This window comes from Streptoverticillium reticulum (genome assembly GCF_047456005.1).
Lineage (GTDB): Bacteria > Actinomycetota > Actinomycetes > Streptomycetales > Streptomycetaceae > Streptomyces > Streptomyces reticulum.
Genome location: NZ_CP179755.1, coordinates 1,264,106 through 1,289,029 on the forward strand (window position 1 = coordinate 1,264,106; position 24,924 = coordinate 1,289,029).

Consider the following 24,924-nt stretch of genomic DNA (forward strand, 5'->3'; position numbering starts at 1 on the left):
GACGGTGGTGCGGGCGGTCACTTCTTCGGCTGCCAGGCCTCGACGTTCCACCAGGGCCCGGCACCGAGGCCGTGGTCGTGCAGCTCGACCTGCGTGGTGAGGTCCTTCCAGCCGTCCTTCATCACGTAGAGGTGGTCGACGTGCGTGAGGAAGGTGTAGCCGGGGTCGTCGGCGAGGCCGCGCTGGACCTTGTCGTAGGCGGCCTTGCGGGCCTCCTTGTCGCCACTGCGCCGGCCCTCTTCGAGGGCCTTGTCGACGTCGGGGTTGCGGTAGGCGGCCATGTTGTTGAAGCCGTCGAGGGCGAGGGAGGAGTGCAGCAGGTTGTAGAGGTCGAAGTCCGGGTCGGCGGGGTTGCCGCCGCCGGCGAGGACCGCGTCGTCCTTCATACGCGGCTCGATGACCTCCCACGAGCCGCTCTGCACCTCGACCTTGATGCCCGCCTTCTTGGCGTCGGAGGCGAAGGCGAGGGCGTGCTCCTGCCGGAGCTTGTCGCCCGCGGGGGACCAGAGGGTGAACTTCGCGCTCTGTCCGTCCTTGCTGCGGATGCCGTCGTCGCCGGGCTTCCAGCCCGCCTCGTCCAGCAACTGCTTCGCCTTGTCGAGGTCGTGGGGACGCTCGGTGCCCTTGGCGAACCACTCGCTGTCGGTGGGGACGGGCCCGAATCCGGCCCGGCCCGCGCCGTCGAGCAGCTTGTCGACCATGGCCTTGCGGTCGACGGCGAGATCGAGGGCCCGGCGCACGGCGGGGTCGCCGGTGACCTTGCCGGCCGTCGGCAGGGTCACGCCGCGGAAGTCGGTGGTCCGGGCGGTGAGGGTGACCTTGGAGGAGTCGCCCTTGAAGCCCTTGGCGAGATTGGGCGGGAGGATGGCGCCGTCGAGGTCGCCGGAGCGCAGCCGGGTGGCGCGGACGTCGTCGTCCTTGATGATCGCCATGGTGAGCTTCTCGACGTTCGGCTTGCCGCCCCAGTAGTCGGGGTTGGCCTTGAAGGTGAGCTTCTCGCCCTTGCTCCAGCCGGTGAGGACGTACGGGCCGGTGCCGATCGGGGCGGTGTTGAAGGAGCCGGTGTTGACGTCCTGGCCCTTGGCCGCGTGCTCGGGGACGATCGGCAGGACGGTGCGCTCGGCGAAGGGCGCGTAGGCGTACTTCAGGCGGAAGACGACGGTGTCGTCGCCCTCGGTGGTGACCTGGTCGATGGCGTCGAGCTCGCCCTTGGCGGCGTTGTTCGTCTTCTCGTCCAGGATGGTCCGGTAGGTGAAGACCACGTCCTTGGCGGAGAACGGTTTGCCGTCGCTGAAGGTGACGCCCTTGCGGAGCCGGTAGGTGTAGGTGCGGCCGTCGTCGGTGACGGCCGGCAGCTCCGCGGCGAGCGCCGGCTGGAGCTTCATGGCCGCGTCGCGACGCAGCAGACCGTCGAAGATCTTGGAGTTGCCGTCCTTGCCGTAGCCGAGGAGGGGGCTGAGGGTCTCGGGCTCGTTGGCGAGGCCGACGACGAGGGAGTCCCCGGCCGCGTTGTTGCCGATGGAGATGGAGCCGGAACAGGACGTCATGCCTGCCGCCAGTACAGCTGCCGTGGCCGTGGCGGCCATTCCCCGTATGGACCGGGCCGTCATGCCCACACCCCTGATCAAGATCAACCGTAATTGCGAACCAATCGCAATTAAACAGTATGCAAAGGTGCGGTCATGAGGCGGGGCCCGGCGGCGGCAGCCCGACGCCCTCAGGGCCGAAGCCCGTTCGCCGTCGTGGTACAGCGCGTGCCCTGAAGGAGCGCGGGGCTGTTTCGATTTGCGGCTCCGCCGCGTGGGCGCGACCAGCCACGACGAGTCCGCAGTCGACGCACTGCGCTTCCCGCCGAGCGCTCAGTACGGCGTCCCGTCCGCGAAGTCCTTCGTGAACGTGGTCTCGATGCCGTTCAGGACGTCCGGACTGTTGACGATCAGGCCGAGCTCGCGGTTGTTGTTGAGCGAGTTGTCGGAGAAGTTCTCCGAGCCCGCGAAGACCTTGGCCGTGTCCGTGCCGTAGTCGGCGACGATCGCCTTGGCATGGATGTAGAGGCCCTCGGTCGTGGAGAACGTGACGACCTTGCCGCCCGCCTCCTTGACCTGGTCGAAGTAGCTGCCGTAGCTGTCGGGCTTCATGCCGACCACGCGGACGGTGACGCCGCGGTTCTCCGCCGCCACGATCGCGTCGACCAGGTTGCTGTCGCCGAACTCGAGCTCTTCGAGGTCCAGCGAGTGCTGGGCGCCGTTGATCAGCGCCAGCAGGCGCTCCTCCGAGTCGGTGGGCGACCAGACCAGGTGATCGCCGTCGGAGGGGGTGACCGCGGTCTTGGCGTAGTCCGCGGCGAAGACCTTCTCTATGGCGGTCACGTCGGCGGCGTCGGTGTCGAAGACGCCGTAGTCGCGGCTGCTCGCGTAGTACGTCGAGTCCAGGTTCCCCGTCAGGATCAGGGACTTGGCGCCGTCCACGGTGATGGTCTTCTGGTGGGTGAAGACGTACTCGGAGGAGGAGTACACGACACCCACGCCCGCGGACTTGAGGGCCTTGTAGGCCGCGCTGTTCTTCGCGGTGCGCTTGGCGTCGAGGATGACGCGGACCTTCACGCCGGCCTTCTTCTTGCTCACCAGTGTGTTGACCACCTTGGTGTCGCTCAGTTCGTACATCGTCATGTCCACCGACTTGGCGGCCGAGCCGATGAACTCGTGGACGGCGGTGTGGTCCTGGTCGGGGAAGACCAGGAGGGAGGAGGCGGGGGCGGCGGCCTGGGCGGTGCCGGGGGCGGCCAGGGCGGTTATCGAGGACAGCAGCAGGGCGCCTGCCGAGAGGGCGGCCTGGCGGGCAGGGTGGGGTGAGGGCATGCCGAACTCCGGTCGTGTGCATGGGCAGTGGGGGGCTTGCGGGGCGCCCGGGGGCGCGCACGGCCCATGATGCGACCGACGGAGTTTACGCGGGTAGATGCCGGAGGTTAATTTTTGGCATTGCCACGACAAGCGCCCCCTCTGGACTCCCCCGAGCCTCCCGGGCCCCTCAACTCCCGGGCGGCGCCGTGGAATCCCGGGCCACCAGGCGCGGCGTCACGTCCTGCACCCGGCGGGCCGGGCCGTCGGCGAGGAGGGCGACGAGCTCCTCGGCCGCGTGCCGGCCGAAGGCCGCGGTGTCGCGTGCGAGTGCGGTGAGCGCGGGGTGGGTGCTGCGGCAGAGCACGGAGTCGTCCCAGGCGACGATGGACAACCCGCCGGGGACGGGCACGCCGCGCTCGGCGGCGACCGCCAGGCCGGCCACGGCCATGACGTCGTTGTCGTAGACGAGCGCGGTCGGCGGCCGCGGCGCGGCCAGCACCCGGTGGGTGGCCGCGGCGCCCTCGGTGTCGGAGTAGTCGGTGGTCACCGACCGCACCTCGGGCAGACCGCGGCGCTCGGCCTCGGCCCGCAGGCCGGCCATCCGGCGGCGGGTGTGGGCGAGTTCGGGGAGACCGGCGATGTGCGTGATGCGGCGGTGGCCGAGCGCGTGCAGGTGACCGACGACGGAGGCCATCGCCCCGGTGTCGTCGGCCCAGAGGGTGGAGATCGCGCCGTGCTCCGGGAGCGGCTGCGCGGCGTCGTCCGGTGCACCCACGAGCACGGCGGGCAGGCCGAGTTCGTCCAGCAGCGCGGGACGGGGGTCGGCCGCGCGCGGGTCGACGACGAGCACGCCGTCCACGCGGTGCTCGGCCCACCAGCGGCGGTGGACCGCACACTCGGCCGCCACGTCCTCCACGACCTGGAACAGCAGCCCCAGGCCGTGGGCCGAGAGGACCTCCTGCACTCCGGAGACCAGCCGGAGGAAGAACGACTCGACGCCCAGCGTGCGGGCGGGCCGCGCCAGGACGAGGCCGACGGTGGCGGCACCCTCGCCGGACAGGGCCCGGGCGGCGGTGCTGGGCTGCCAGCCGAGCTGTTCGGCGACGCGGCGCACCCGCATGCGGGTCGCCTCGGAGACCCCCGGGCGACCGTTGAGGGCGAAGGAGACGGCGCTCTCGGAGACGCCGGCGCGGCGGGCGATGTCCTTGATCGTCGGGCGGCGGCGGGCCGGGGTGCGGTGCATGGCGAGTGCCTTCCTGAAGCGCTGCTGCGCTGTGGCGGCATCACACTAAAGCGCATTAGTCCTCGGCGGAAGTATTGACGCAACTCCCCTTCCTGGTACACCTTTTGACCGCACCTCCCGGCCCGTTCACCGGATCGAAGGAGCCCCGCCGGCCATGACCGCATCCCGATTCCGCAGAGCCGTCCCCGGCGCTGCAGTCCTCCTGGCCTCCGCCCTGACGCTCACCGCCTGCGGATCCGGCGGCGGAGAGGGGTCCGACGCGGCCGGCAAGGTCGAGGGCGGCATCAGCTTCCAGACCTGGAATCTGCGGGCCGGTTTCAAGGACTATTTCGAGGGCCTGGTCAAGGAGTTCGAGAAGACGCACCCGGGCGTCACGGTCCGCTGGCTGGACCAGCCCGCCGAGAACTACGCGGAGAAACTCAGCGCCGACGCGGCCGGCGGCACGCTGCCGGACGTCGTGAACGTCTCGCCCGACCTCGCCCATCCCCTCGCCAAGGCGGGGCTCCTCGTCGACCTGGACCGGGAGAAGGCCTCAGCCGCATTCAAGAGCGAATACACGCCGGAGGCGTGGAAGGGCAACGAACTGCCCGGCCTCGGCGGCACGTACGCCTTTCCCTGGAACCTCAACGATCGGGCCCCTCCGTAGTGCTCTGACCTGCGTCTTTGCGCAGGACGGAGCTGGTCGCGGGGCCTTCGGGTCTCATCCAGTCCCATCCGGTATCACCCAGTTTCACCCACGCCCCGGCACCGTCATGTGCCCGCATGTGCCCGACAGCAGCCACACGGCCGGCTGTCGGGCGGGTGAGGTCAGGGCCCTCGTGCCGCCCTGACCGACCCCGCAGGCCGCACGGGGCGTGGCGCACACCACAAAGCCCCGAAGCGCTCTTCGCGCTCCGGGGCTTCCTGGTGTCCGAACCCGTCGGCCTGTTCTCGACCGCACCCCTCCGGTAACCGCGCTGTCTACTTTGGCGAGTTGAGCTCCGCGGATACCGGATCGATCGCAGATCCGGACAGGCACGATGTTCTCACACGACAACCCGACCGTTCCACGCCCGATCCCGAACCGGGCGGCCCCCATCCGGGGCGTTGACACCCCACGCACCACCCCGAGCGCTTCCGTCACACCGCTCGTGCCCCGCCCGCGCCGGTCGCGGCCCTTGCACGACGATCTGATGCCCGCCGCGTTCTCCGACCGCATGCGCCGCCTGTACGTCGACGGAGACGCTGACGGCCACTACATGCCGTTCGCGAAGAAGAAGCTCGCCGACGGTCGCTACGGCCTCGTCGCGGGCAAGGACCCGCGGACCGCGAGCGACCACGGCCACAAGGTCATCTCCGCGCTGGCCATGGAGGCCGCGCGCACCGGCATGGACCGGGTTGCCTTCCACGACCTTCTTCTGAAGGGCTCCGGCAAGGGCGCCCGCCACGCCCGCGACATCGCCCACCGCAGCGGCCACGACGCCGCGATCATCTACATCGACCGCGTACGGGACCGCGTTCGCGAGCACCTTGCCGCCCGCGACGGAATCGACTCCCGGCAGGACGCCCACGCCGACCTTGCCGCCCTGCGGGCCCGTATCGAGCGCACCCCGTGGAAGGGCACCGCCGGGAAGACCGACTTCAAGAACCTCTCCGCCCGCCTCGCGGTCTGCGAGAAGGCCGGCGGCCGCCGCCACACCATCTCCGAACGCCACCTCGCCGAAGAAGCAGGATGCGCCCGCGAGACGGTCCGCAAGTCCAACGAGCGCCTGGAGGCCCAGGGGTTCCTGCGCCAGCTCGACTCCGGCTCCCCGACGGAGGCCGCCGCCTGGCTCCTCCTCGACGGCCCGGTGAACGCCCCGTCTCACGGTGAGGCCACTGCCCAGATGCCACAGGCTGGGGGGGCCATGAGTGGCCCAGAGGTGAGACAGCCCGTCTCCCCCGCGGCCAACCTCGACTCCCGCACCGGCGCCCGCCTCGCCCCCGAAGACGCCTTCGCGCACCTCGGCCTCGGCGGCAGCGGCCTCGCCGTCGTCGCGGCGCTGGCCGAGCAGGACGGGCAGACCAGGGCCGAACTCATCGGCACAGCCACGCTGTCCCGCGCCACCGTCTACCGGCAGATCAACAAGCTCGCCGGCCTCGGCCTGGTCCGCCTTGAGGGAGAGCTGGTCCACCTCACCGAGCAGGCCCTCGACGGGATCGGCGCCACCACCGCCGACTGCGAAACCCCGGTCACCAGTTGGGAAGACGCCGCGCAGCGCCTGGGCACCCACGGCACTGCCCAGCGTCGCCGCGAGCGTCACGACGTCCAGCGCCAGGCGTGGCAGGACGAACAGCAGCGCCTGGCCGAACGCCGCCGCCCAGGCCGCCACAGAACCGACCCGCGCCGTGTCCCGCCCGCCTTCACCACCGTCTGCGGGCGGCCGGTCGACCCGGCCACCGGCGAGATCATCCCCGGCTGGCGCATCGCCACCGACGGCACCTGGCTGTGGGAGCCCGACCCCGAAGAGGTGACCTGCCTGGCTGCATGACCCCCACCGCCCCCAGACAGAAAACCCCTTCTGACCTGCGGTGTCTCATCACTAGACCACCCCCGCACCACGGGGAAGGAGCCCCCCTTTCATGCCACGTCCCGCCGACACCCGGCCAGGCGCCGAGCGCCTGCGCAAAGGGCAAGAACTACGCCCCCGCTTCGAGGCAGGCACGCCCATTCACCAGCTCGCCGAAGAGACCGGTCTGCCCTACGTGAGCGTTCACGCCGACCTGAAACTCGCCGGAGCCCCCGTCCCGTCCCGGCCCCTGGGCACGCTCGCGGACATCACCGGGCTCAAGGACCGCTACGAGGCCGGAGCATCCCCCGCCGAGCTCGCCGCCGAGTACCGCTGCTCGCTCTCCCTGATCCGCACCCGCCTGAAACAGGCCGGGACACGCATGCGGCCCGTCGGCGGCATCCCAGCTTTCAAGAGAGCACCCGAGCTCACCGTGAAGGCCGTCGGGCTCTACCACTCCGGATACAGCGTCCGCGGCGTCGCCGCCGCATGCGGCGCGAGCTACGGGCGGATCTACAACGTGCTCACCCAGGCCGGTGTCCGCCTTCGCCCCCAGGGCCGGGCCGGACAACAGGCCGCCCGGGCCGTCGCGGCCGGCCGCCGCCAGGACCAAGCCGCATGACCCAGCACACCACGACCGAATCAGAAGGACAGGAACACCCCGCATGCTGATCGCCAACGTCTCTGCTCGCGGAGCCTCGGGGAAGACGACCGACACAGGCTTCATGGGCCACGCCTTCCATGAAGTCGGCTACCCCGTCAAACTCCACGACGCCGACCAGTCGAAGCATCTTGGCCAGTGGAACCGGTTCGCGGGCGGCTTCCCCATGCCCGTCGCAGAAGACCGTGGCTCGTCCCGTTTTCACGAGCAGTACGAGCCGCTGCCGCACCCCGCTGTCGAGATCGTCGACGTGGGCCAGGCGGAGGACTTCCCCGAGATCGTCGACAGCGTTCTCCTCGTCGCCGACCTCGTCGTCGTCCACATGGAACCCAGCGCTTCCGACTTCCAGCGCATCACCGTGCCGGATAAGTCCACCCCCCTCAAGCGCGTCATTGCCCGCAGCGCCCTCGACCGCCCCGACGGCCAGGCACCGCCCCACGTCGTGCTGTTCAACCGCACCCGCCCCAACGTGAAATCCACCAAGACCTACCGCGCCAACATGACCAAACTCGGATGGAACGTCCTCACCGTCACCATCCCCAACACCGACTCCCTCAAGCAGGCCACGTACTTCGCCGTCGAAGGCGCCGCGAAGACGAAGTTCGGCGAGCTCGTCACCGAGCTCCAGACGCGAGGGCTGGTCCACGATGCCGAAGCGTGACCTCGCCGCGGCCATCGGCGCCGCAGCCGCCAACCACCCTCCCCAGCCCCCGGTTTCAGCCGCCCCCGCCGTCACCAACACCGACTCCGACGGGCGCCCCATCAAGCCCCAGGCGTTCACCGAAGACCTCATCCCCACGCCCCAGGACATCCAGGCCACCGGCCCCCTCTCGCAGCTGGAACAGCGCGACCTGCGCGGCATCCACGCCGCCCGCGACAACGCACTCGCCGCCGAGTGGATGAAGGGCATGGCCCTGGAGTCCTGCCACCGCCGCAAGCTCTACCGAGGCGCGACCGGCACCCGGACGTGGGAGGAGTACCTGGAAGAGGAGTGGGACGGCATGTCGGAGACCGAGGCCCGCCGCCAGATGGGCGAGTGGAAGCTGTCCCGCGCCGTCCACGCCCACTTCGGCCGCCCCGCCCCTGCTTCCCACATCCGCGCCATCAAGCCCCTCGCGGTGGCCACCACCGACGTGGCCGCCGCCCAGGCATACGCGCGGCTGCGCAGCCTCTTCCACAACGACGGGGTACGTGTCACTGCCCAGGCCATCACCGTCCGCGTCGACGCCGCGCTCGGGGCCGGGAAGCCTGCCGTCGTCCTCCAGCGCATGCACGAGGTCTCCACCCCGGCAGCGATCCCGGCTGTGCCCAAGCCGCGGCCGGCACCCGCACCTGCCTCACTGTTCAGAGAAACGGAACCGGCCCTTTCGAATCCGCCAAATTTGGCGGGTTCGGCTCAACCAGGCCCTCAAACCGCCCTGCCCGGGACACAGACCACGGCTACGGGCTCCCCGAACTCGGGGAGCCCGGCCGGGCCCCAGGGCTCGCAGCGTCCGGTCACCGTCATCACCCCCGACGGCAACGCGGTGGTCGACGCTGCCGAGTACACCACCGCCGAGCGCGTCGGCTTCGAGCTCGACGGCATCGCCGACCTCGTGGAGAACGCCCACCTGCGCCTGGTACGGCTGCTGGATGCCCGGCACGCGCCGCTCGACCACGGCCGGGCCATCACCGCAGTGAACCGCATCAGGCAGGGCGGCCGTCAGCTCGACCAAACCGCCAAGGTCCCTGGGGGCAAGCCGTGAAATCCCTTGCCCCAATCGCTCACTGTCGGCAGCTAGTTCGCAGCAAGATGTGACAACACCCCTGTTCCCGGGCCGATTATGGCCCGGGAACAGGGGTGCGCCGACTTCCCCATCACCGTCGCGGGAACAGGAACCCGCCCTCCAACTATGCGCAGCAAACCGGGCGAACAGCCACCGAACACGCAAAGAGAACGGGAAACACCAGATGCACCGCATCGAGGCCCAGCAGGTCTACCAGTCCCTCGACCCGCGCGACAACGGGCGCCAGATCCGCGTCACCGAATACGCCCCGGGCGCGAACAAGGCCGTCATCGTCGACGCGGCGACCGGCAAACGGCCCCGCATGATCGAGATCACCTCCCTGCACGCCGGGCCGCTGTCGAAGCTCGGCAAGCCCCTCAAGCGCGGCTACGCCCTCGTCCGCGAACCCGAGCACCGCTCCGGCACCACCCTGGATGCGCTCGCGGCCAGCGCCGAGCTCCGCATCGTTCCGCCCGGCTCCACCGCCCGCCCGGGCCAGGACGAGGAAGCTGATCAGTGACCAGCCAGCCCGAGCCCGCCGCCGCGGCCAAGGACCTCCTGACCGAAGCCGCCGAGCACATCGCCGCGTTCAACCGCTGCACCCTCGACACCCCCGCCGATCACCTGCCGAACCCCGGCGACATCTACGACGCGACCGGCGGCCTGGTGCAGCTGCTCACCCGCCTGCCCCAAGCCCTCGGTCAGCTGGCCGGCCGCCTTACTGCCCTCCACGACATCCGCACCCTCGCCGTCGTCCAGTCGCGGCCGGACGCCAACCCGGCCAGCGTCGTCGCTGACTACGACCAGCAACTCACGGCCGCTGTCGAGCACCTGGAGAAGGCCGCACTCCACGCGAACTCCGCTTGGTCCGTCTCCGGAATCCTCATCCACACCGACCCCCCGGATGCGGCATGAACGCCCGCCCGCAGCCCGTCCTGCACGCCCTCACCGTGCTTGCCCCCAGCATCACCATCCGTCGCGCCAACTCGAAGGACACCAACCCGTGAAGGTCCCCTCCGGCCGCCACTTCACCGGCAACACCACCGGCCAGGTCATCGACGCGATCCGAGCCCTCGGCTCCGACATCGTCTTCCAGCCCGGCGCCGAACCGACCGACAAGGACCTGCCCCGCCTGCTCGGCTACCTCGCCGCCAGCATCGACCGCGCCTTGCTGCTCCACGTCCAGCCCGAGAACATGGACGACTTCCTGAGAAGCTACGGCGAAGCCGTCTGCGAGCCCCAGCCGGACGGCACCATGGTTCTTGGCACCCAGTGGATGGGACTGGTCACCGTCCGCACCATTCGACTGCGTTCCGAGGTCGAGGCGTTCGCCGGAGCGTCCCCTTTTACCCGGTGCGTGGTACACGCCTTGGGGGCCGCCGGCGGAGCGCTCTCCCTGATCGGCCAGGCCCGCGCCATTGTGGACGACGCCACGGTGAAGGAGTCCTTGAAGGCCACCAAACGGGCGTTGCAGCAGGCCCGGCAGGCGTACGAGGACGCGGTGCGCATGCTCAAGAGGATGGGGGCGGACCTGTGACGAGGAGGCTGGGGCCGAACCCGTCGACGACCTACACCGTGCGCTTGGCCTGTGGCGGTCCGCCCGGACACCCGGAGCAGGCTGGCGCCTGTAGCTCGGCCATGGTGGTGCACTACGACGCCGTCGAACAGCTCACCATGATCGGGGAATCGGCCATCGCCTCCAGCTGGACGCCAGCCCTCGTCCGACACGACCAGTGCTCGCGGTCGGTGATGTACTGCCCGTCCTGCACCACCATGCTCCTCACAGCCGAAGACACCCAGCAGCCCTGACACCCCCACGGCCCGCCACCACCCCCGTACGTGGCGGGCTGCCGCGCACTCGCGCGCCCCTACGTCTCAAGGGAGTCACCAGAGTTGAGAACGATCATCCCCGAGCTCGAGGTCGCCCCCGACATCCCCGGCACCGAAGTCGCCACCGCAGCGTGCGTCCTTGACCCCGGGCCCTTCACCGCCGAAGACGGGGTGCGCGCCGACCACGCCCAGGTCAACGAGGCCGCCGCCGTGTGCGCCCGTTGCCCCGGCGTCATCGCCGACCAGTGCCCGGCCAAGGTGGCGTTCGTCCCCATTGCCCGCCAGCCGGCCGCTGCGCGGAGCCGGGCACGAGAAGCGGTCCTCGCCCACCTGCGCGAGCACGGCCCCTCCATCGCCGCCGACATCGTCACCGCGAGCGGCATCCCGCAGACCACCATCCAAAAGGCCGTCGACCGGCTCCGTAAGGCCGGGCTCATCACCGCCGAACGCGTCACCGGTCCCGGCGCGGGCTGCGGACGACCCACCCTCTTGACCCTCGCCAACACGATCACCGAGGAGCCACAAGATCGCACAGGGAAGCGGCAACGATAAGAGGCCATGAGCACCGAACCCGCGGCCGGCATCCGCCAGGCCCCCCGCGATACCGTCTGCGCCCTGCTGCGGCTCACCGCCACCGCGTTGGAGGACACCGAGCTGGTCATCTGGGACGAGCCCACCAGCGAATCCGAACCCCTCGTGATCGCACTGCACACCGCCGCCGCCGTGATGACCTCGGTCGTCTCCGACATCACCAAGGTCACCGAAGTGATCACGGCGGCCCGTCGTGACCCGGGCGACCCACAGGCCGAGCAGAGGATCTACGCGACGCTCGGGCGGCTCGCTCGGAACCACTGGCTCGGCCACATCAGGTCTGACTGCGATCACCCAACTCCTCAACAACCTGATAAATAGGGCGCGTTGATCGACAAGGATGCCGGGGTGGCAACCACCTCGTCCGCTCTCCACCCGTTATGCACCGCTCCGAGACACTGATCTGCATATGGTTCACTTGGACGACGGTGATCAAGTCGCCGCTCACGGTGCGGAAACGAGCCCGCAGCGCCCTGTGCCAACGCCGCCCAGGGCAGGCTGCCGCCTTCCGGCCAGCATGTGGAGCACTCCGGAGGGGACCAGGTGGCCAGGTACTTTTGCGGCATCGACTGGTCGGAAGGTCTCAACGACGTCGCCGTCGTGGACCGCACGGGCGAGGTCGTCGCCACCGCGCGGATCGAGGAGAGCCCACAGGGGGTCAAGGAGCTTCTTCAACTCCTCCGCGGTCTCAACCGGAGCCACCGGCACAGCCGCAAGCAGGTCCCGATAGCGATCGAGACGAACCGCGGGCTCCTCGTAGGCGCGCTGCGGGCGTCCGGCCAGGAGGTCGTGGCCATCACCCCGTCGGTGGTCGCCCGCTACCGGGGCCGCCTGAACCCGACGAGGAAGAAGTCCGACCGGACGGACGCCGCGCTCCTCGCGAACATTCTGCGGACCGACGGGGCGCTGCACCGGGGGTTGTTCACGAACTCCGACGGGGCGGCGGCGGTCACGGTCCTCGCGCGGGCGCAGCTGCGGGCCGTGCGCACCCGGGACTACCACCGCAATCAGATGCGGAGCCACCTGCGCGAGTACTTCCCCGCCGCGCTGGAGGCGTGGTCGGGGCTGCCGCACGGGCTGCTGCGCGCGGAGGCGCGTGCGGTTCTCGCGCTCGCGCCGACGCCCGAGCAGGCGGCGGCGCTGAGCAAACGGAAGATCGCCGATGCTCTCGAAGCCGCGGGCCGCTTCCGGCTGGTCGACGACCACGCCGAGCGGCTGCGCGTCATCTTCCGGGAGAACCGGCTCCGCCAGCCGGCCCGGGTCGAGGAGGCGATGGGGCAGCAGACGCTGGCGGCGCTCGCTCTCCTCGATCAGGCGTGCCGGTCCGCCGATGCCCTCACCGAGCAGACCTCGGCGGCGTTCCTCGCCCACCCCCATGCCGGGATCTACCGGAGTTTCCCCGGGTGCGGGCCGGTGATCGGCGCGCGGCTCCTGGGCGAGATCGGCGACGACCCGGACCGCTTCGCCACCGCCAAGGGGCTTCGGGCGTACGCGGGTGCCGCCCCGCTGACGTGGGCCAGCGGCTCCAGCAGCTCCGTCACCTACCGGCGGATCGCCAACCAGAATTTGAAGGCCGTCGGCTACGTCTGGGCGTTCACCACACTGACCCGCTCCCCCGGCTGCCGAGCCCACTACGACCGGCGTCGCAATGCCGGTGACCTGTACCGTGCCGCGCTGCGCAACCTCTTCGGCCGCCTGCTGTCCACCCTGCACTACTGTCTCCGGACCGGCGAGCACTACCAGGAGCAGAAGGCATACCCCCACGGACACGGCGGCGAAGACAGCGTGGGCGGGTAGACGGACGGCCGGGAGCACACCTAGGAATTCACCCCGGGCCAGTTCAGAGCCCTTATGCGGGAACGGTGCCCGGCCTTCCTTCTGCCCGCCCACGCGCGGTCTCAGCAGCGCGGCCCTTGTCAGCGGGGCAGGTCCCGCACCGTTGCAGACCCCTCCTCCGCCCGCTGCTGCCATCGTGGCCGACCTCCGGGAACGGCGGTGCGGATCGCGTTCACTATCGTCATCGCCACCAAGCCGAGGGACACCCCAAGGGACAGGCAAGAGATCGCGAGCGCGACAGCATCCATACCGCCACCGTATGTGCGAGGCCGCGAACGCACGTGCGGCAACACTCCGCTAAGAAGACGAGGCCAGGGGCCCCGTGGCCGTCGTCACCCCGACGTCGGGCTCGCCCACTCTCCCCGAGCCCGGACGCCTTCCCGCCGCCGGAACTCCTCCAGCTCCGCTCCCTCGACGTCGCGCAGGGCCCGCATGTACGCGAACACCCCCGACGCCTCCTCTCCCGCCACGCCGAGGATGTCGTCGAGAGCCGCCGCCGCGATCTCGTCGTACTCCGTGCCCGTCGCCACGGCCATCCAGTGCCCGGCCATCTCCCGCGCGCCGGCCGGGGTCACCGCGCCGCCAGTGCCACCTCGGCGCAGCATCACCACCCCGGCCTTTCGCGCGCTGCTGCCTCCGGGCATGACGCTGATGGTGTGCTCGGTGCCGAACATGCCCTGGTAGGGCGTGCGGTCGCCGAGGGCCTGCGTCATCGCGTCGGAGACCATCGCAGAGATGGCGGCGCCGTCGAGCCCAAGGCGCATCAGCACGGCGATCAGCTCGGCGTAGGACGCGGACGTCATCAGGTCCGTGGCGGTCTGCCGTACGGCTTCGACGGGGGCGTACCACTGGAGTTCGCCCCACGTCAGCAGACACGATGGTTCGTCCTCGTGCAGGGCGCCGGGATCACGCCGTACGGACTCGATCCACAGCGATGGTTCCGCGTGCGCATCCGGCATTTCGTCGGCCCAATGCCGCCCGGACGACGCCATGTTCGGCTTGGGCTTGTTCTTCTTCTGCCGTCCCATGGCCCGCGACCCTACCGGTCCTGGAGCACCTTCTGCGGCCGTCAGGCGGCCGTGCCGCGTCGGTTTCCGGTGCCCTGCGAGATCGGGTCGGTGGCGTGGGCGTTGCCCGCCCGCAGGAGCGTCAGCTCGCAGTACTTGAAGTAGCTCGTCGGCGTCCCCTCGATGGCCGTCTCCCAGATGCTCGGCACGATCGTGTCCCCGACCTCGCACGGCTGCGTCGTCTTCACCGTCGTGCCGTACACGAGGCGCTTGCCCTTGCCCGCGATTCCCCGGGTCAGGGTGCCGTTGTAGAGGTTCCTCGGGCCGATCTCACCGCCCGCCCCGAGGGTGATGCCCGCGTACACCAGGCTCGTGTATGCCTTGTAGTCGAAGTCGCCGTCGTCCTGGTTGCCGGTCTGCCACTGGATATCCATGATCGCCGTCCACAGGCCCTTCGAGGTGCACTCGAAGTGTCCGTCGTTGCCCTCGGCCGCCCACTTCCATCCGTACTGGGAGATCGGGTTGTTCAGCTTGAAGTTGACCTTTGCCGGGATCTCGGCCTCGGCCTCGGGCAGCACGTCGTCGGCCTTCGGCAGCACGAAGCGGCCGTAGATCCTTTGCGCGACCGCGTTCTGGAGGTCCGCGAGCTGGTATTCGACCCACTTCTCCGAGATGTAGATCTTCCCGGCCTCGATGGTGAACTGCTGCCGCTTCGTCGGGTCATCGCCCACGGGGAAGCACCGGGTACCGAATGCGGCGCAGTCCTCGCGGGATGCGGTCTTGGCCGCCAGCGTCCCGTCCACCCACTCCATCGTCGCCGCGTCCAGCGGCAAGCACGCGGGGTCCTTGAGCTTCGGCGCGAGCGTGGCACAGTCCAGCGCGGCGCCACCTTTCGCGGTCAGCTTCCCGCCCTGCGGCCACTCCATGGTCTTGTCGTCCAGGCACGGCTGGAGGACGGTGCGCATGTCCGGACAGGTGAGCTTCGTCGGGTCGCCCGGCGGCCCCTGTTCGCCTTTCGCGCCCTTGAGCGAGGCGAGGAAGTCGTCGGCCGAGCCGGTGTTTCCCGCGTCCAGCCACTGCTGGTAGGCGCTCTTGCCCGCCGGCCCCGGGTCACCGGGCTTGCCATTGTCGCCGTCCTTGCCGGGTGTCCCGGGATCGCCGGGCTTGCCCTGCGGGCCGACCAGCGACTTCAGGAAGTCCTCTTCGCTGCCCGTGTTCCCGGCGTCCAGCCACTCCTGATACGCGCTCGTGCCGGGGGCGCCGTCCTTGCCCGGTGTCCCAGGGTCTCCGTCCTTGCCGTCCGTGCCCTTCGGTCCGGGCGCCCCGGTGATGTCCTTCTGGAACTCCTCCCACGTCGCATCCGGTTTCCCGGTCTCCTCCTTCCACTGCTCGAACGCCGACTTCCCCGCCGCACCGTCCTTGCCCGGAGCGCCGGGGTCACCGTCCTTGCCCGGCGCTCCGGGTGTTCCTGGGTCGCCTTGCTTGCCCTTGAGCGATGCGACCCACTTCTTCTCGTCGTCCGGGTCCTGCGGGTCCGGCGTCCACTCGCCCTTGTCGATCGCGATCTGATACGCCGACTTCCCCGGTACCCCGGGGTCGCCCGGACGGCCCGGGTCCCCGTCCTTCCCCGGTGTCCCGGGATCGCCCTTCAGCTGCGCCTTGCACGCGTCGGGCAACGGCTTGGAGCAGTCGAGTTTGACCGTGACGTGGCCGTCCTTGGTGTCGGCTGTGATGCCGTCCTCGCCCTGGACGCTCTGAATCCCCGATCCGCCGCCGGTGCACGGGAACTCGGTGCAGTCCACCCCCACTTCCCAGATCCCGGAGCCGGGCGTCGTCTCGGCCGCGGTGACCCCGGAGCCGTCCTTGCCCTTGATCGTGACCGCCGTGCCGGTCTTCGCCGTCAGCTTGCCCCCGGCCGTCCACTCCATCGACCCGACGTCAAGGCATGGCTGGAGAACGGGCTGGAGCTCGGCGCAGGTGAGCTTCGTCGGGTCTCCGGGCGGACCTTGTTCTCCGGGCGGCCCCTGGGTGCCCTTGAGCGAGGCCAGCCACTCCTGCTCGGTGCCCTTGAACCCCTCGTCCACCGCGACCTGATACGCCGACTTCCCCGGCGCGCCAGGATCACCGGGCTGCCCGGGGTCGCCTGGGCGACCAGGCGCGCCGTCCTTGCCGTTCGTGCCGTCCTTCCCCGGTGCTCCGGGGCCGCCTGGGTCGCCCTTGAGCTGCTGCTTGCACGAGTCCGGCAGCGGCTTCGTACAGTCGAGCTTGACGGTCACGACGCCCTTGTCCGTGACCGCGCTGATCCCGTCCTCGCCCTTGACCTGCGACACGCCCCCGCCACCGCCGGAGCACGGGAAGCCGGCGCAGTCCACGCCGATCTCCCATGTGCCCCCGCCCTTGTCCACCGGGACGATGCCGTCCTTGCCGGTGAGCTTGCATGTGCAGCCGCCACCGCCGTTGCGGCCTCGACAGCAGACCATCGTCACTCCTCTTTCAGATCTTGTAGGTGACGGCTCGTACGGTGACCTGGGCGTAGTCGAGCGTGCAGTGCGTGGCACCGGTCAACAGCTGCTCGTAGACGAACGGTTCGACCTTGTCGCCCGCCTCGCACAAGTGGGCGCGCATGATGCTGGTGCGGAACGGCACCTTCTCCTTCGCCGGGTCACCGGAGATGGCGGTGTAGCTGTTGCCGTAGGCGATGCCGGGCGGGTTCTTGCCGCCGACGCCGACGCGCAGCCCGCAGGCGACCAGGCTCGTGACCGTGCCGGCCGCGGCGTCCGCGCCGCCCGGGGTGCGCCACCGGAATTCGGCGGTGACCTCGTAGGTGCCCTCGACTTGGCAGGTCAGGACGTTGTTGGTGAGCGTCCACCCCTTGGTGAGCATGGTGGAGGTGAGCGGCAGGGCGGGTGCTTTCGTGCCGTCGTCTGCGGCCGGCGGGTTGGTGAGGAGCTGGGTGGTGGATTGCGCAGCGACGGCGTGGGGGCGTTCGTCGACCAGGAGACCGTTGTTCGTCAGGGTGGCGCGGTTGGTGGTGGCCGGGTCGAGTTTGATGCCGAACTTGCCGCCGGTGACCTGGAGGCTGGGGCCGAGGGCGTCGGTCATGCAGCTGGTGACGACGCCGCAGAACGCGGTGGTCTTGGTGACCTGGTCGTTGATGAGCAGGCCGTTCGCTCCGACGCTCGCCCGGCCGCCGCTGGCGGGGTCGAGCTTGAGAGCGAGCTTCCCCGCGGTGCACTGCATGCCGTTGCCGAGGCTGTTGCACACGCAGTCCGCAACGAGCTGGCACAGGTTCCCGCCCGCGGTGAGCTCGATCTTCTTCGGCCTCGTGAATGTACCGGCGCCGGTGCACTGGATCGGGGGCCGGCAGTCGAAGACGATCTCCGTGCCGCCGGAGCAGCCGCACCTAGCCATCGGACATCAGCTCGCGCAGGTTGTGGACGGTCCGCTGCTCACCGTCTGGGGTGTAGCGGATTTCCGTCACGGTGTCTCCGTCTTCGACCCACCAGACGTCGATGCCGGTGGAGGCGCGGCCGAGGCGTTTGCCGATCTCGGCCATGACGCGGCGGGGGACCTGGTCGGGGCGCTGGGCCTGGCGGTGGCCGATGGGGGTACTCATGGGGCTTCTCCGCAATCGGTGCAGGGGGACGGCGTGGTCGCGGCGGTCACGAGGGCGCTGCGGTGCAGGGGGGCGAGGGCAATGCCGACGGATTCGTGCTGGCCGTCCCATTCGACGGTGACCTCGGTCAGCCGGAAGCCCTGGCGGATCGGGGCGCAGTGCCGGTTGAGGTTGACGTCGTAGCGTTCACCGGGGATGAGCTTGTTGATCGCGACGCGGAACTCCGGGCGTAGCCGGGTGCCTTCGGGGAAGGTGATGGTCAGGGGGGCGGGGTAGCGTCCGCCGAGTGCCATGAGGGCCGCGGTGCGCAGTTCCTGGTGGCCGGCGAGTTCGTTCTCGACGCGGACGATGACGTCGACGCGTCCGTACGGTTGGCAGCCGGCCGGGGTGCCGTCCGGTTGGCAGCAGGGGGCGATCTTCGCGGTGTAGCAGCAGACGCCCTTGATTCCGTCGGGGTGTTCCTGCCGGGTGTCGCAGCGGATCTTCGCCCAGGACCAGGCGTGGGCGTGGGTCGCGGCGTTGGAGGCGTCCTCGTTGATCTCCAGGTCGCCTTGGATGTCGTCGTCGGTGATCAGCGCGCGGGGCTGGTAGTGCCGGTCGTTGTCGGTGCGCGGCTTCATGATGATGATGCGGCGGCCGATGGCGGTCCAGTGCATGCCGTACGCGGCGAGCTCGCGCCAGATCTCGTCAACGTACGCGGTGTAGTTCTGCCATTCGCCGCCCATGGAGAACTGGATGACGGGCCACTTGGGGCGCTCGGGGTAGTCCTCGTTGCGCTCGGCGTACAGGAACGGGTGGAGGCAGGGCCAGTCGCAGGGGCAGGGGTCGGTGCACTTCCAGTCGGGCATCCACTTCGGTGGGTCGCAGTTGCAGCAGGGTTCGGGGTCGAACAGGGCGGCGCGCAGGACGTTCGCGGCGATGTCCTCGATCTGGCAACGGCTTGGGCGGAAGGGGATGGTGTCGGTTTCTCCGCAGATCTGCTTGTGGGCGAACGGCAGCAGGTTCGCGATCTTGCTGAGCCACCACAGCACGTCCTGGGCGTACAGGACGAACTCGGTGGGGGTTTCGCGGCGGCGCACCAGCGGGCCGACCCAGACGAGTTCGCCGTCGCGGTAAATGTTCAGCTCCAGCCGCACCGTGGCCGCGGTGCCGAGCGCGTCGCAGCACGCGGGCGACAGGGACGACTTGGCGACGACGACCTCGCATTCGCCGGGTTCGTTGAGGGAACGCGACCAGCGGATGCGGGTAACGCCGGCGTCCATGACGGGTGAGGTGTACGGCTGGGAGTTGCACCGGTAGTGCAGGCGCGCCACGTAGTCCTGGGCGCAGCCGAGGAACCCGTCCGGCACAACATCCGGGATCACTGCGGCCTGCTCGGGTGGGGCGGTCATCGTCAGACTCCGTTCTGCCGCTGCGCGAGGGCGATGGTCACCGTGGCGTTCGGGTCGGAGTCGGTCTGGGCGATCACGTCGACGCACATCGAGTTCCCGCACGTGAACACCGGCCAGATCAGTGCGTCGCCGGAGGTGCCGAGGACGTCGATCGGGCCGGTGTTGAATCCGACGGTGAACTCGCACCGCACGGTCGCGCTTTCGGTGCGCCCGTCGATGACCGCGGTGGAGCGGGGCGGGATATAGGGGATGAGGATCTGGTTGCAGGCCGCGCAGGAGTCGACCTGGTCGCACGGCAGGTCGGCGGGGTTGGGGATGAAGCGGATCAGCAGCTTCTTCAACGGCTTCGTCGTGGTGGTCGCGGTGATGACGACCGTGGACTCCAGCGTCTCGCTCGTGGAGAACGCGGAGAACTTGCCCTGGACGAGCCACACGTCGTACCGCTTCCAGTCGCCGCTGCGCTCGTCCCAGTAGCAGGGGTGGTGCGGGCGCGGAGGGCCGGGCAGCGGGGGCACGGGCTTGCAGTCCGGGTCGGTGCCGCACAGCGCGGGCGGCTTGCAGTTGCGTTCCCAGTCCAGCGGGCTGAAGTTCTTGGTGACGGTGCCCTTGCTGGGCTGGAAGACGGTGGGGTGCTCGACGGGGTGACGGTAGACGTGGGGGCGGCCGGCGACCATCGCGAACGTGCACGTGGCGATCACGGCCTTCTCGCACGGCCCGTCGTCGTGCTCGGGGTAGCAGCCCGAAGCGCGCACGTACATGCGGTCGATCTCGCGCAGCGGGTCGAGCATGCCGACGTCGTAGACGTAGCGGGCCTCGGCATCGCCCCACTGCGCGCCTGCGGCGGGTGGCCGGCAGGGGCAGCAGGCCAGGAAGCACAAGGTGTCACCGTGGCAGGCCCCGGTGCCGCACGCGGAGCCGCGCAGGGTGGCCGACAGCCAGGCTTTGCCGAAGCTGAGGGCGCATTCGTCGAGGGCGACGACGGCGATGGTGAAGGCGATCTCGCGATGGTTGTTGCGCAGGTGGCCGATGAGGGAGCCGTCGCGGGCGCGCGGGATGGGCTGGCGGCCCCCGGTGTCGTCCCAGCCGGCCGTGCCCAGGACGTAGAAGCCCAGGACGCGCTGCGACTCCGCCATCCCCGGGTCGTGCCAGGGCGCGTCGTCGTCGACAGGGTTGGTGTACTCCTCCGAGCCGATCGTCTCGAGGAGCGTCGGGCACGGAGGACAGGTGAGCTGGATGCCGTGGGCCGCGGCGTAGGTGATGGCGCGGAGCTTGTTGGCGATCTCGGTTCCGGCGAAGGAGAACCAGTCCTCCAGGACGACGGTCATCGCGGGGTCCTCCTTCCCTATAGGCCCGCGTAGCGGAAGGTCTCGGCGGTCCGGTACGCGGCGATGGCCGGGTCGGCGGCGTTGGTGTGGACGTGGAAGGTCTGGTTGTAGGTGGGGCCGGCCTTCTTGAGCACGTCGACGAGGCCGGACTCGGCCACCAACTGGGCGGCGCGGCGGGGCTTGGTGAGCGGGATGATGACCTCGGGGCCGGCTTCGCCGACCAGGCCGAGGACGGGGGCGTGGACGATGCCGCCCTCGGCGAAGGGGAGGGCTTTCTTCACGATGTCCGGCAACCCGGATTTGATCTTGTTGATGATCGAGCTCGCGACGTTGCCCATCGCGTTGGCGATCTTGCCGCCGATACCGGCGAAGGCGTTGACGATCCCCGAGACGATCTTCCCGGCGAGGTCCTTCGCGGTGTTCCACGCGCTGGTCAGAACGTCCTTGATCTTCCCCGGCACTTGGGAGATCGCGTTGCCGATCTGCCCCGGCAGCTTGGAGAAAAAGTCGACGACCGACTTGACCAGGTTGCCCGCGATCGACGTCGCGGTGGTCATCGCGGAGGTGAACCACTGCGACAGCGTCGAGACGATCCCGCTGACCGCCGAACCGATCTGGCCCGGCAGCGCCGCGAAGAAGTTCACGACCGCGCCGATCGCCCCGGGCACGAACGAGACGACGGCGTTGATCGCGGTCTGGAACGCGGACAGCAGCAACGAGCCGAGCGCGGCCAGGGCGTTGAAAAGCTGCTGCGGCAGGTTCGTGAAGAAGTCGACGACGGCCTGCCAGGCAGTCGGCACGAACGCCACCACGGCATCGATCGCCGTCTGGAAGGCGTTCATCAGGAACGTACCCAGCGACACCAGCGCGCCCGCGATCGTCTGCGGGAGCTGGGTGAAGAACTCGATGACCGCGGTGAAGCCGGTCGCCAGCCAGCCGGCCACCGTCGTGATCGCCGTGGTGAACGCCTGGAGCAGGAACTGCCCCAGCATCCCGAGCGCCGCGAAGATCTTCTGCGGCAGCACCACGAACGCCTGGTACACCACCGCGATCCCGGTGAGCACCGCGATGCCGAGCTGCGCCATGGCGGTGGTGAACAGCTCGAACAGCATCCCCGGCAGCTGCTGGAGGAAGCCAAGGACCTTGCCCGGCAGCTCGGTAAAGAACCCGACTACCGCGTCGATGCCGGTCGAGACCGCCTCGGTGACGGTCGACCACATGCCGGTGAAGAACCCGGCGACCATCGACCCGAACGACGACAGCGCGCCCAGCACCATCCCGGGGAGCTTCGTGAACCAGCCGACGACGCCGGAGATGATCCCCGGCACCGCCCCGAACGCCGACGCGATCGCGGAGCCGACCGTGTTGACGATGTTCCGGAACGCCTCGCACTTGTTGTAGAGGAGGACCAGGCCGGCGACCAGCGCGACGATCGCGACCCCGATCAGTACGAACGGGTTCGCCGCCATCACCAGGTTCAGCGCGAGCATCGCGCCGCGCACCACGACGGTGGCGACCTGGAAGGCGATCAGCGCACCCCGTGCGACTGCGGTGCCGACGCTGATGGCGAGCATCGCGGCCTTGAACGCCAGGACGCCGCCGACGACGACCGGCAGGAGCGGGCCGAGCTTACCCAGCGCGCCTGCGACGACGCCAAGTGCGGTGCCCACCGCGGGAAGGACGGCGCCGAGGTTCTGCGCGCCCTCCCCAAGGCCCTTGAAGAACTCGGTGAGTCCGGGGCCCGCGTTCTTGATGGCCTCCCCGAGGCCGTTGATCAGCGCGGTGAGCCCGGGGCCGACGGCGGTGGCGATGTTGCCGACGACGGGGGCGATGCCGCCGAGCTGGGTGATCAGGGCCTGGAAGACGGGGCCGAGCTGCTGACCGATCGACCGCAGCGCGGAGAAGATGCTGACCAGGGCGTTGAAGCCCTCGGTCGACTTCAGGAACGACGCGGCGCTGCCGGTGAGCTGGCCGAAGATGCCCAGGACGTCCCCGCCGGCCGTCGCCGCGGCCTTGAACACCGAGCCGAGGATGGACCCGACGTTGCCGAGGATCGTGCCGAGCTGGCGGAAGACGGCGACGGCGTTGTTGACCCACTCCACCGCCCGCCCGGACTCCGCGGCCCGCGCCATGAAGTCCCCGAACCGCGTGGTGGCGGACGCGATCGCGGTCCCGACCCGGACGCCGAACGCATCGGAGATGACCCCGGCGAGGTCGAAGAATCCTTTCGTCAGGGGCCCGAGCCCCGAGGCGAACCCGGCAACCGCAGAGCGGGCGCCCTGCATGACGCTCGTGATGTTCGCGATGCCGGACGAGGACTTGACGTAGTCCAGCACCGCGGCGGCGGCCTTGCCCCACTCCCCCGCGATCCCCGTCAGACCGCTCTTCAGCGGCCCGCTGACGACCTGCTCAAGACCCTTGAGGGAGTCGACGACCGGCTTGAAGAACGCCTCCTGCACCGACGAGCGCAGGCTGTCGAAGGCGGGCTTCATCGACGCGATCGCCCGCGCCGCCGACTGCGCCGACGGCGACAACTTCGCCAGGGCCTGCTCGAACTTCGCCGGGTCCCCGGACGCCTTCAGGGCTTCCCCGAAGCCCTTCAGCGCGATGACCAGCGCACCGATGGCGACACCGGCTCCGGCCAGGGAGGCGGGGGCGGCGGCGAGGATGCCGAACATGGGCGCGAGCGCCCCGGTGAACGCCAGGATCGACCCGGTGGCGGCCGCGGCCTGGGCGCCGACCACCGCGATGCCGGCCGCCAGCCCGCCCCACTTCGCGGTCGCCCCGGCGATGGAGAGGATCGAGGAGGCGGCCCGCTCCAGCTTGTCGCGGTCGATGTCGACCGGAACCCGGATCGGCGGGATGCGAAGGTTCGGCAGCCGCAGGCGCGTGAAGTCCGGGTCGACCCGTACCCGCTGCGGCGGGAGCGCGGCCAGGCGGGCGCGCAGGGCGGCGGTGTCGAGGTCGGGCTCGACCTTGACCTTCGCCTTCAGCCCGCGGGTGGCGGCCTCGACCTTCGCCCGGAACCCCGCGGCGTCGACATCGAGGGCGACTTTGACGGACTTGATGCCGCGTACGGCGCGCTCGAGGTCGGCGCGGAACCGTGCGGTGTCGGCGACGAGGGGGATCTCGGCACGCGCTCCAGCGACCGCCGCCTGGATGTCCCGCCGGGCCTGGGAGCGGAACTTCGAGGTGTCGGCGACGATTTCGACGCTGGTGGTCGCGAGCGCCACGGGCTGTCCTCCGGGCATGCCAAATCAGGCGCCCGGCCCACCAGCCAGCAGCGATATGAGAACACTAAACCGATACCCGCCTGCTGCCCGTGGCAGACACGTCCCCCCCTGGGCCACCGCAGCGGCCGGAAGTTAGGGTCAGGTCAAGATCACTGGTAGAAGGGGCCGTCGGTGGGCCGTAAGAACAAGAGAAAGAAGATACCGATACTGGCAGCGCGTTTGCCGGCTGCTCAGGCGTGGATCACCGACTACGATCTGCTGACTCACAGCTGGTCACCAGACATGATCTTTGCCATTGGCCGTCCTGACCGGTTCGACCACGAACGGGGGCCGGGGCTCAAGGGCATTTACAAGTGGCACAGAGTGAAGAAGACGCATGAAAGGCTTGTGGAAGAAGCGCAGAGGAGGCAAGCGGAGGAGGCCGCCCGCAAGGCGGAACAAAGACGCAAGAAGAAGCAGGTCGCAGAAAAACAGTCAAACCCGGCACCCTCGCAGACTCCCGCACTCACGCTCGCACGGCTGCAAGAAGAAAAGGACCGCCGCTGCTCCGTGTGCGACAAGACCGGGCTAGAGCCAGGCCGCTCCAGACACGGCAGATGCGAAGGCAAAAAACGCGACGCGGACAGCAGCGACACGGCGCCTCTGGCGGCACCCTCCTCCACCGGCCAGTCGGAATACCGGCGACTCGTCGCATCGGTGGAACAGCACGAGAGACCCGGGCAGATGCGGCGGGCCGAACGCGTCAGCCACGACCCTGTCCGTATCGCCGCCGCACGGCAAGCAGTCCTTCTGCGCTGCGAAGGACGGTGCGAAAACCCACAGTGCAGCGGACAGCCCCTCGACGTCACGGACAACGGAAAGCCGATCCTGGAAGTCGATCACATCAAGCGGCTCGCGGACGGCGGCCGCGACCACCCAGTCCAGATGGTCGCCCTATGCCCCAACTGCCACGCGATGAAGGGGCGCGGCAGGCACCGGAAGGCCCTCCAGGCAACGCTCCTGGCAGTGGCTCAGCAAACGCACGCCCGATGGCAAGGTGTCGTTGGGGTGGTCTAAC

At 69.7% G+C, this 24,924-nt stretch carries 22 protein-coding genes and 1 pseudogene; 13 read left to right on the top strand and 10 right to left on the bottom strand.

Going from position 1 to position 24,924, the window contains the following annotated elements:
* Positions 1-17: 17 nt before the first annotated feature.
* From ACMATS_RS05740 to ACMATS_RS05750, 3 genes are all read right to left on the bottom strand, one after another.
* Positions 18-1,610: an ABC transporter substrate-binding protein gene (locus ACMATS_RS05740; RefSeq protein WP_414167111.1), complete on the bottom strand. Its 1,593-nt coding sequence runs from the start codon at positions 1,608-1,610 to the stop codon at positions 18-20.
* 249 nt (positions 1,611-1,859) lie between these two features.
* Positions 1,860-2,858 carry a phospholipase D-like domain-containing protein gene (locus tag ACMATS_RS05745; RefSeq protein WP_390778506.1) on the bottom strand — a complete coding sequence of 333 codons (999 nt, stop codon included), beginning with the start codon at positions 2,856-2,858 and terminating at the stop codon, positions 1,860-1,862.
* 169 nt (positions 2,859-3,027) lie between these two features.
* Entirely contained in the window at positions 3,028-4,083 is a 1,056-nt protein-coding gene (locus ACMATS_RS05750) for a LacI family DNA-binding transcriptional regulator (protein ID WP_390778505.1), read from the bottom strand.
* Positions 4,084-4,237: 154 nt separating this feature from the next.
* On the opposite strand from ACMATS_RS05750, the pseudogene ACMATS_RS05755 reads away from it, so the two are divergent.
* The 12 genes and pseudogenes from ACMATS_RS05755 to ACMATS_RS05810 all read left to right on the top strand — a co-directional run.
* Positions 4,238-4,711: pseudogene (locus ACMATS_RS05755) on the top strand (ABC transporter substrate-binding protein); the annotation flags it as partial.
* Between the two features lie 544 nt (positions 4,712-5,255).
* The gene (locus tag ACMATS_RS05760; protein WP_414167112.1) at positions 5,256-6,593 is read left to right on the top strand and encodes a MarR family transcriptional regulator; all 1,338 of its coding nucleotides are present in this window, start codon (positions 5,256-5,258) and stop codon (positions 6,591-6,593) included.
* 91 nt (positions 6,594-6,684) lie between these two features.
* Positions 6,685-7,233, top strand: coding sequence for a helix-turn-helix domain-containing protein (locus ACMATS_RS05765; RefSeq protein ID WP_414167113.1), 549 nt, complete (start codon positions 6,685-6,687; stop codon positions 7,231-7,233).
* 43 nt (positions 7,234-7,276) lie between these two features.
* Positions 7,277-7,933, top strand: a complete 657-nt coding sequence (locus ACMATS_RS05770) for a plasmid partition protein (RefSeq protein WP_414167114.1) — start codon at positions 7,277-7,279, stop codon at positions 7,931-7,933.
* Entirely contained in the window at positions 7,920-9,017 is a 1,098-nt protein-coding gene (locus ACMATS_RS05775) for a hypothetical protein (protein ID WP_414167115.1), read from the top strand. Before ACMATS_RS05770 ends, ACMATS_RS05775 begins: the two co-directional genes overlap by 14 nt.
* A 205-nt stretch (positions 9,018-9,222) precedes the next feature.
* Positions 9,223-9,558 carry a hypothetical protein gene (locus ACMATS_RS05780; RefSeq protein ID WP_414167116.1) on the top strand — a complete coding sequence of 112 codons (336 nt, stop codon included), beginning with the start codon at positions 9,223-9,225 and terminating at the stop codon, positions 9,556-9,558.
* The gene (locus ACMATS_RS05785; RefSeq protein ID WP_414167117.1) at positions 9,555-9,953 is read left to right on the top strand and encodes a hypothetical protein; all 399 of its coding nucleotides are present in this window, start codon (positions 9,555-9,557) and stop codon (positions 9,951-9,953) included. Before ACMATS_RS05780 ends, ACMATS_RS05785 begins: the two co-directional genes overlap by 4 nt.
* Before the next feature lie 88 nt (positions 9,954-10,041).
* Complete coding sequence (locus ACMATS_RS05790) at positions 10,042-10,575, top strand: hypothetical protein (protein WP_414167118.1); 534 nt, start codon at positions 10,042-10,044, stop codon at positions 10,573-10,575.
* A gap of 101 nt (positions 10,576-10,676) precedes the next feature.
* Complete coding sequence (locus ACMATS_RS05795; protein WP_414167119.1) at positions 10,677-10,847, top strand: hypothetical protein; 171 nt, start codon at positions 10,677-10,679, stop codon at positions 10,845-10,847.
* An 84-nt stretch (positions 10,848-10,931) separates the two neighbouring features.
* On the top strand, positions 10,932-11,420 hold the full coding sequence (locus ACMATS_RS05800) for a helix-turn-helix transcriptional regulator (RefSeq protein WP_414167120.1): 489 nt from the start codon (positions 10,932-10,934) through the stop codon (positions 11,418-11,420).
* A 6-nt stretch (positions 11,421-11,426) separates the two neighbouring features.
* Complete coding sequence (locus ACMATS_RS05805) at positions 11,427-11,780, top strand: hypothetical protein (protein WP_414167121.1); 354 nt, start codon at positions 11,427-11,429, stop codon at positions 11,778-11,780.
* Between the two features lie 222 nt (positions 11,781-12,002).
* Positions 12,003-13,256, top strand: coding sequence for an IS110 family transposase (locus ACMATS_RS05810; protein WP_414167122.1), 1,254 nt, complete (start codon positions 12,003-12,005; stop codon positions 13,254-13,256).
* Positions 13,257-13,627: 371 nt separating this feature from the next.
* On the opposite strand, the gene ACMATS_RS05815 is transcribed toward ACMATS_RS05810, so the two are convergent.
* The 7 genes from ACMATS_RS05815 to ACMATS_RS05845 are packed head-to-tail and all read right to left on the bottom strand — an operon-like array spanning position 13,628 to position 23,867.
* The gene (locus tag ACMATS_RS05815) at positions 13,628-14,323 is read right to left on the bottom strand and encodes a hypothetical protein (protein ID WP_414167123.1); all 696 of its coding nucleotides are present in this window, start codon (positions 14,321-14,323) and stop codon (positions 13,628-13,630) included.
* A gap of 41 nt (positions 14,324-14,364) precedes the next feature.
* Positions 14,365-16,782 carry a hypothetical protein gene (locus ACMATS_RS05820; protein WP_414167124.1) on the bottom strand — a complete coding sequence of 806 codons (2,418 nt, stop codon included), beginning with the start codon at positions 16,780-16,782 and terminating at the stop codon, positions 14,365-14,367.
* 13 nt (positions 16,783-16,795) lie between these two features.
* Positions 16,796-17,713, bottom strand: coding sequence for a hypothetical protein (locus tag ACMATS_RS05825; protein ID WP_414167125.1), 918 nt, complete (start codon positions 17,711-17,713; stop codon positions 16,796-16,798).
* Positions 17,706-17,918, bottom strand: coding sequence for a hypothetical protein (locus tag ACMATS_RS05830; protein WP_414167126.1), 213 nt, complete (start codon positions 17,916-17,918; stop codon positions 17,706-17,708). The genes ACMATS_RS05825 and ACMATS_RS05830 overlap by 8 nt, the downstream gene beginning before the upstream one ends.
* A complete protein-coding gene (locus ACMATS_RS05835; protein WP_414167127.1) occupies positions 17,915-19,309 on the bottom strand; it encodes a hypothetical protein in 1,395 nt (464 codons plus the stop codon). The genes ACMATS_RS05830 and ACMATS_RS05835 overlap by 4 nt, the downstream gene beginning before the upstream one ends.
* A gap of 2 nt (positions 19,310-19,311) precedes the next feature.
* Complete coding sequence (locus ACMATS_RS05840; RefSeq protein WP_414167128.1) at positions 19,312-20,634, bottom strand: hypothetical protein; 1,323 nt, start codon at positions 20,632-20,634, stop codon at positions 19,312-19,314.
* 17 nt (positions 20,635-20,651) lie between these two features.
* Complete coding sequence (locus ACMATS_RS05845; RefSeq protein WP_414167129.1) at positions 20,652-23,867, bottom strand: phage tail protein; 3,216 nt, start codon at positions 23,865-23,867, stop codon at positions 20,652-20,654.
* Positions 23,868-24,038: 171 nt separating this feature from the next.
* Here ACMATS_RS05845 and ACMATS_RS05850 point away from each other — a divergent pair, with 171 nt between their 5' ends.
* Positions 24,039-24,923 carry an HNH endonuclease gene (locus ACMATS_RS05850; RefSeq protein WP_414167130.1) on the top strand — a complete coding sequence of 295 codons (885 nt, stop codon included), beginning with the start codon at positions 24,039-24,041 and terminating at the stop codon, positions 24,921-24,923.
* Position 24,924 lies beyond the last annotated feature (1 nt).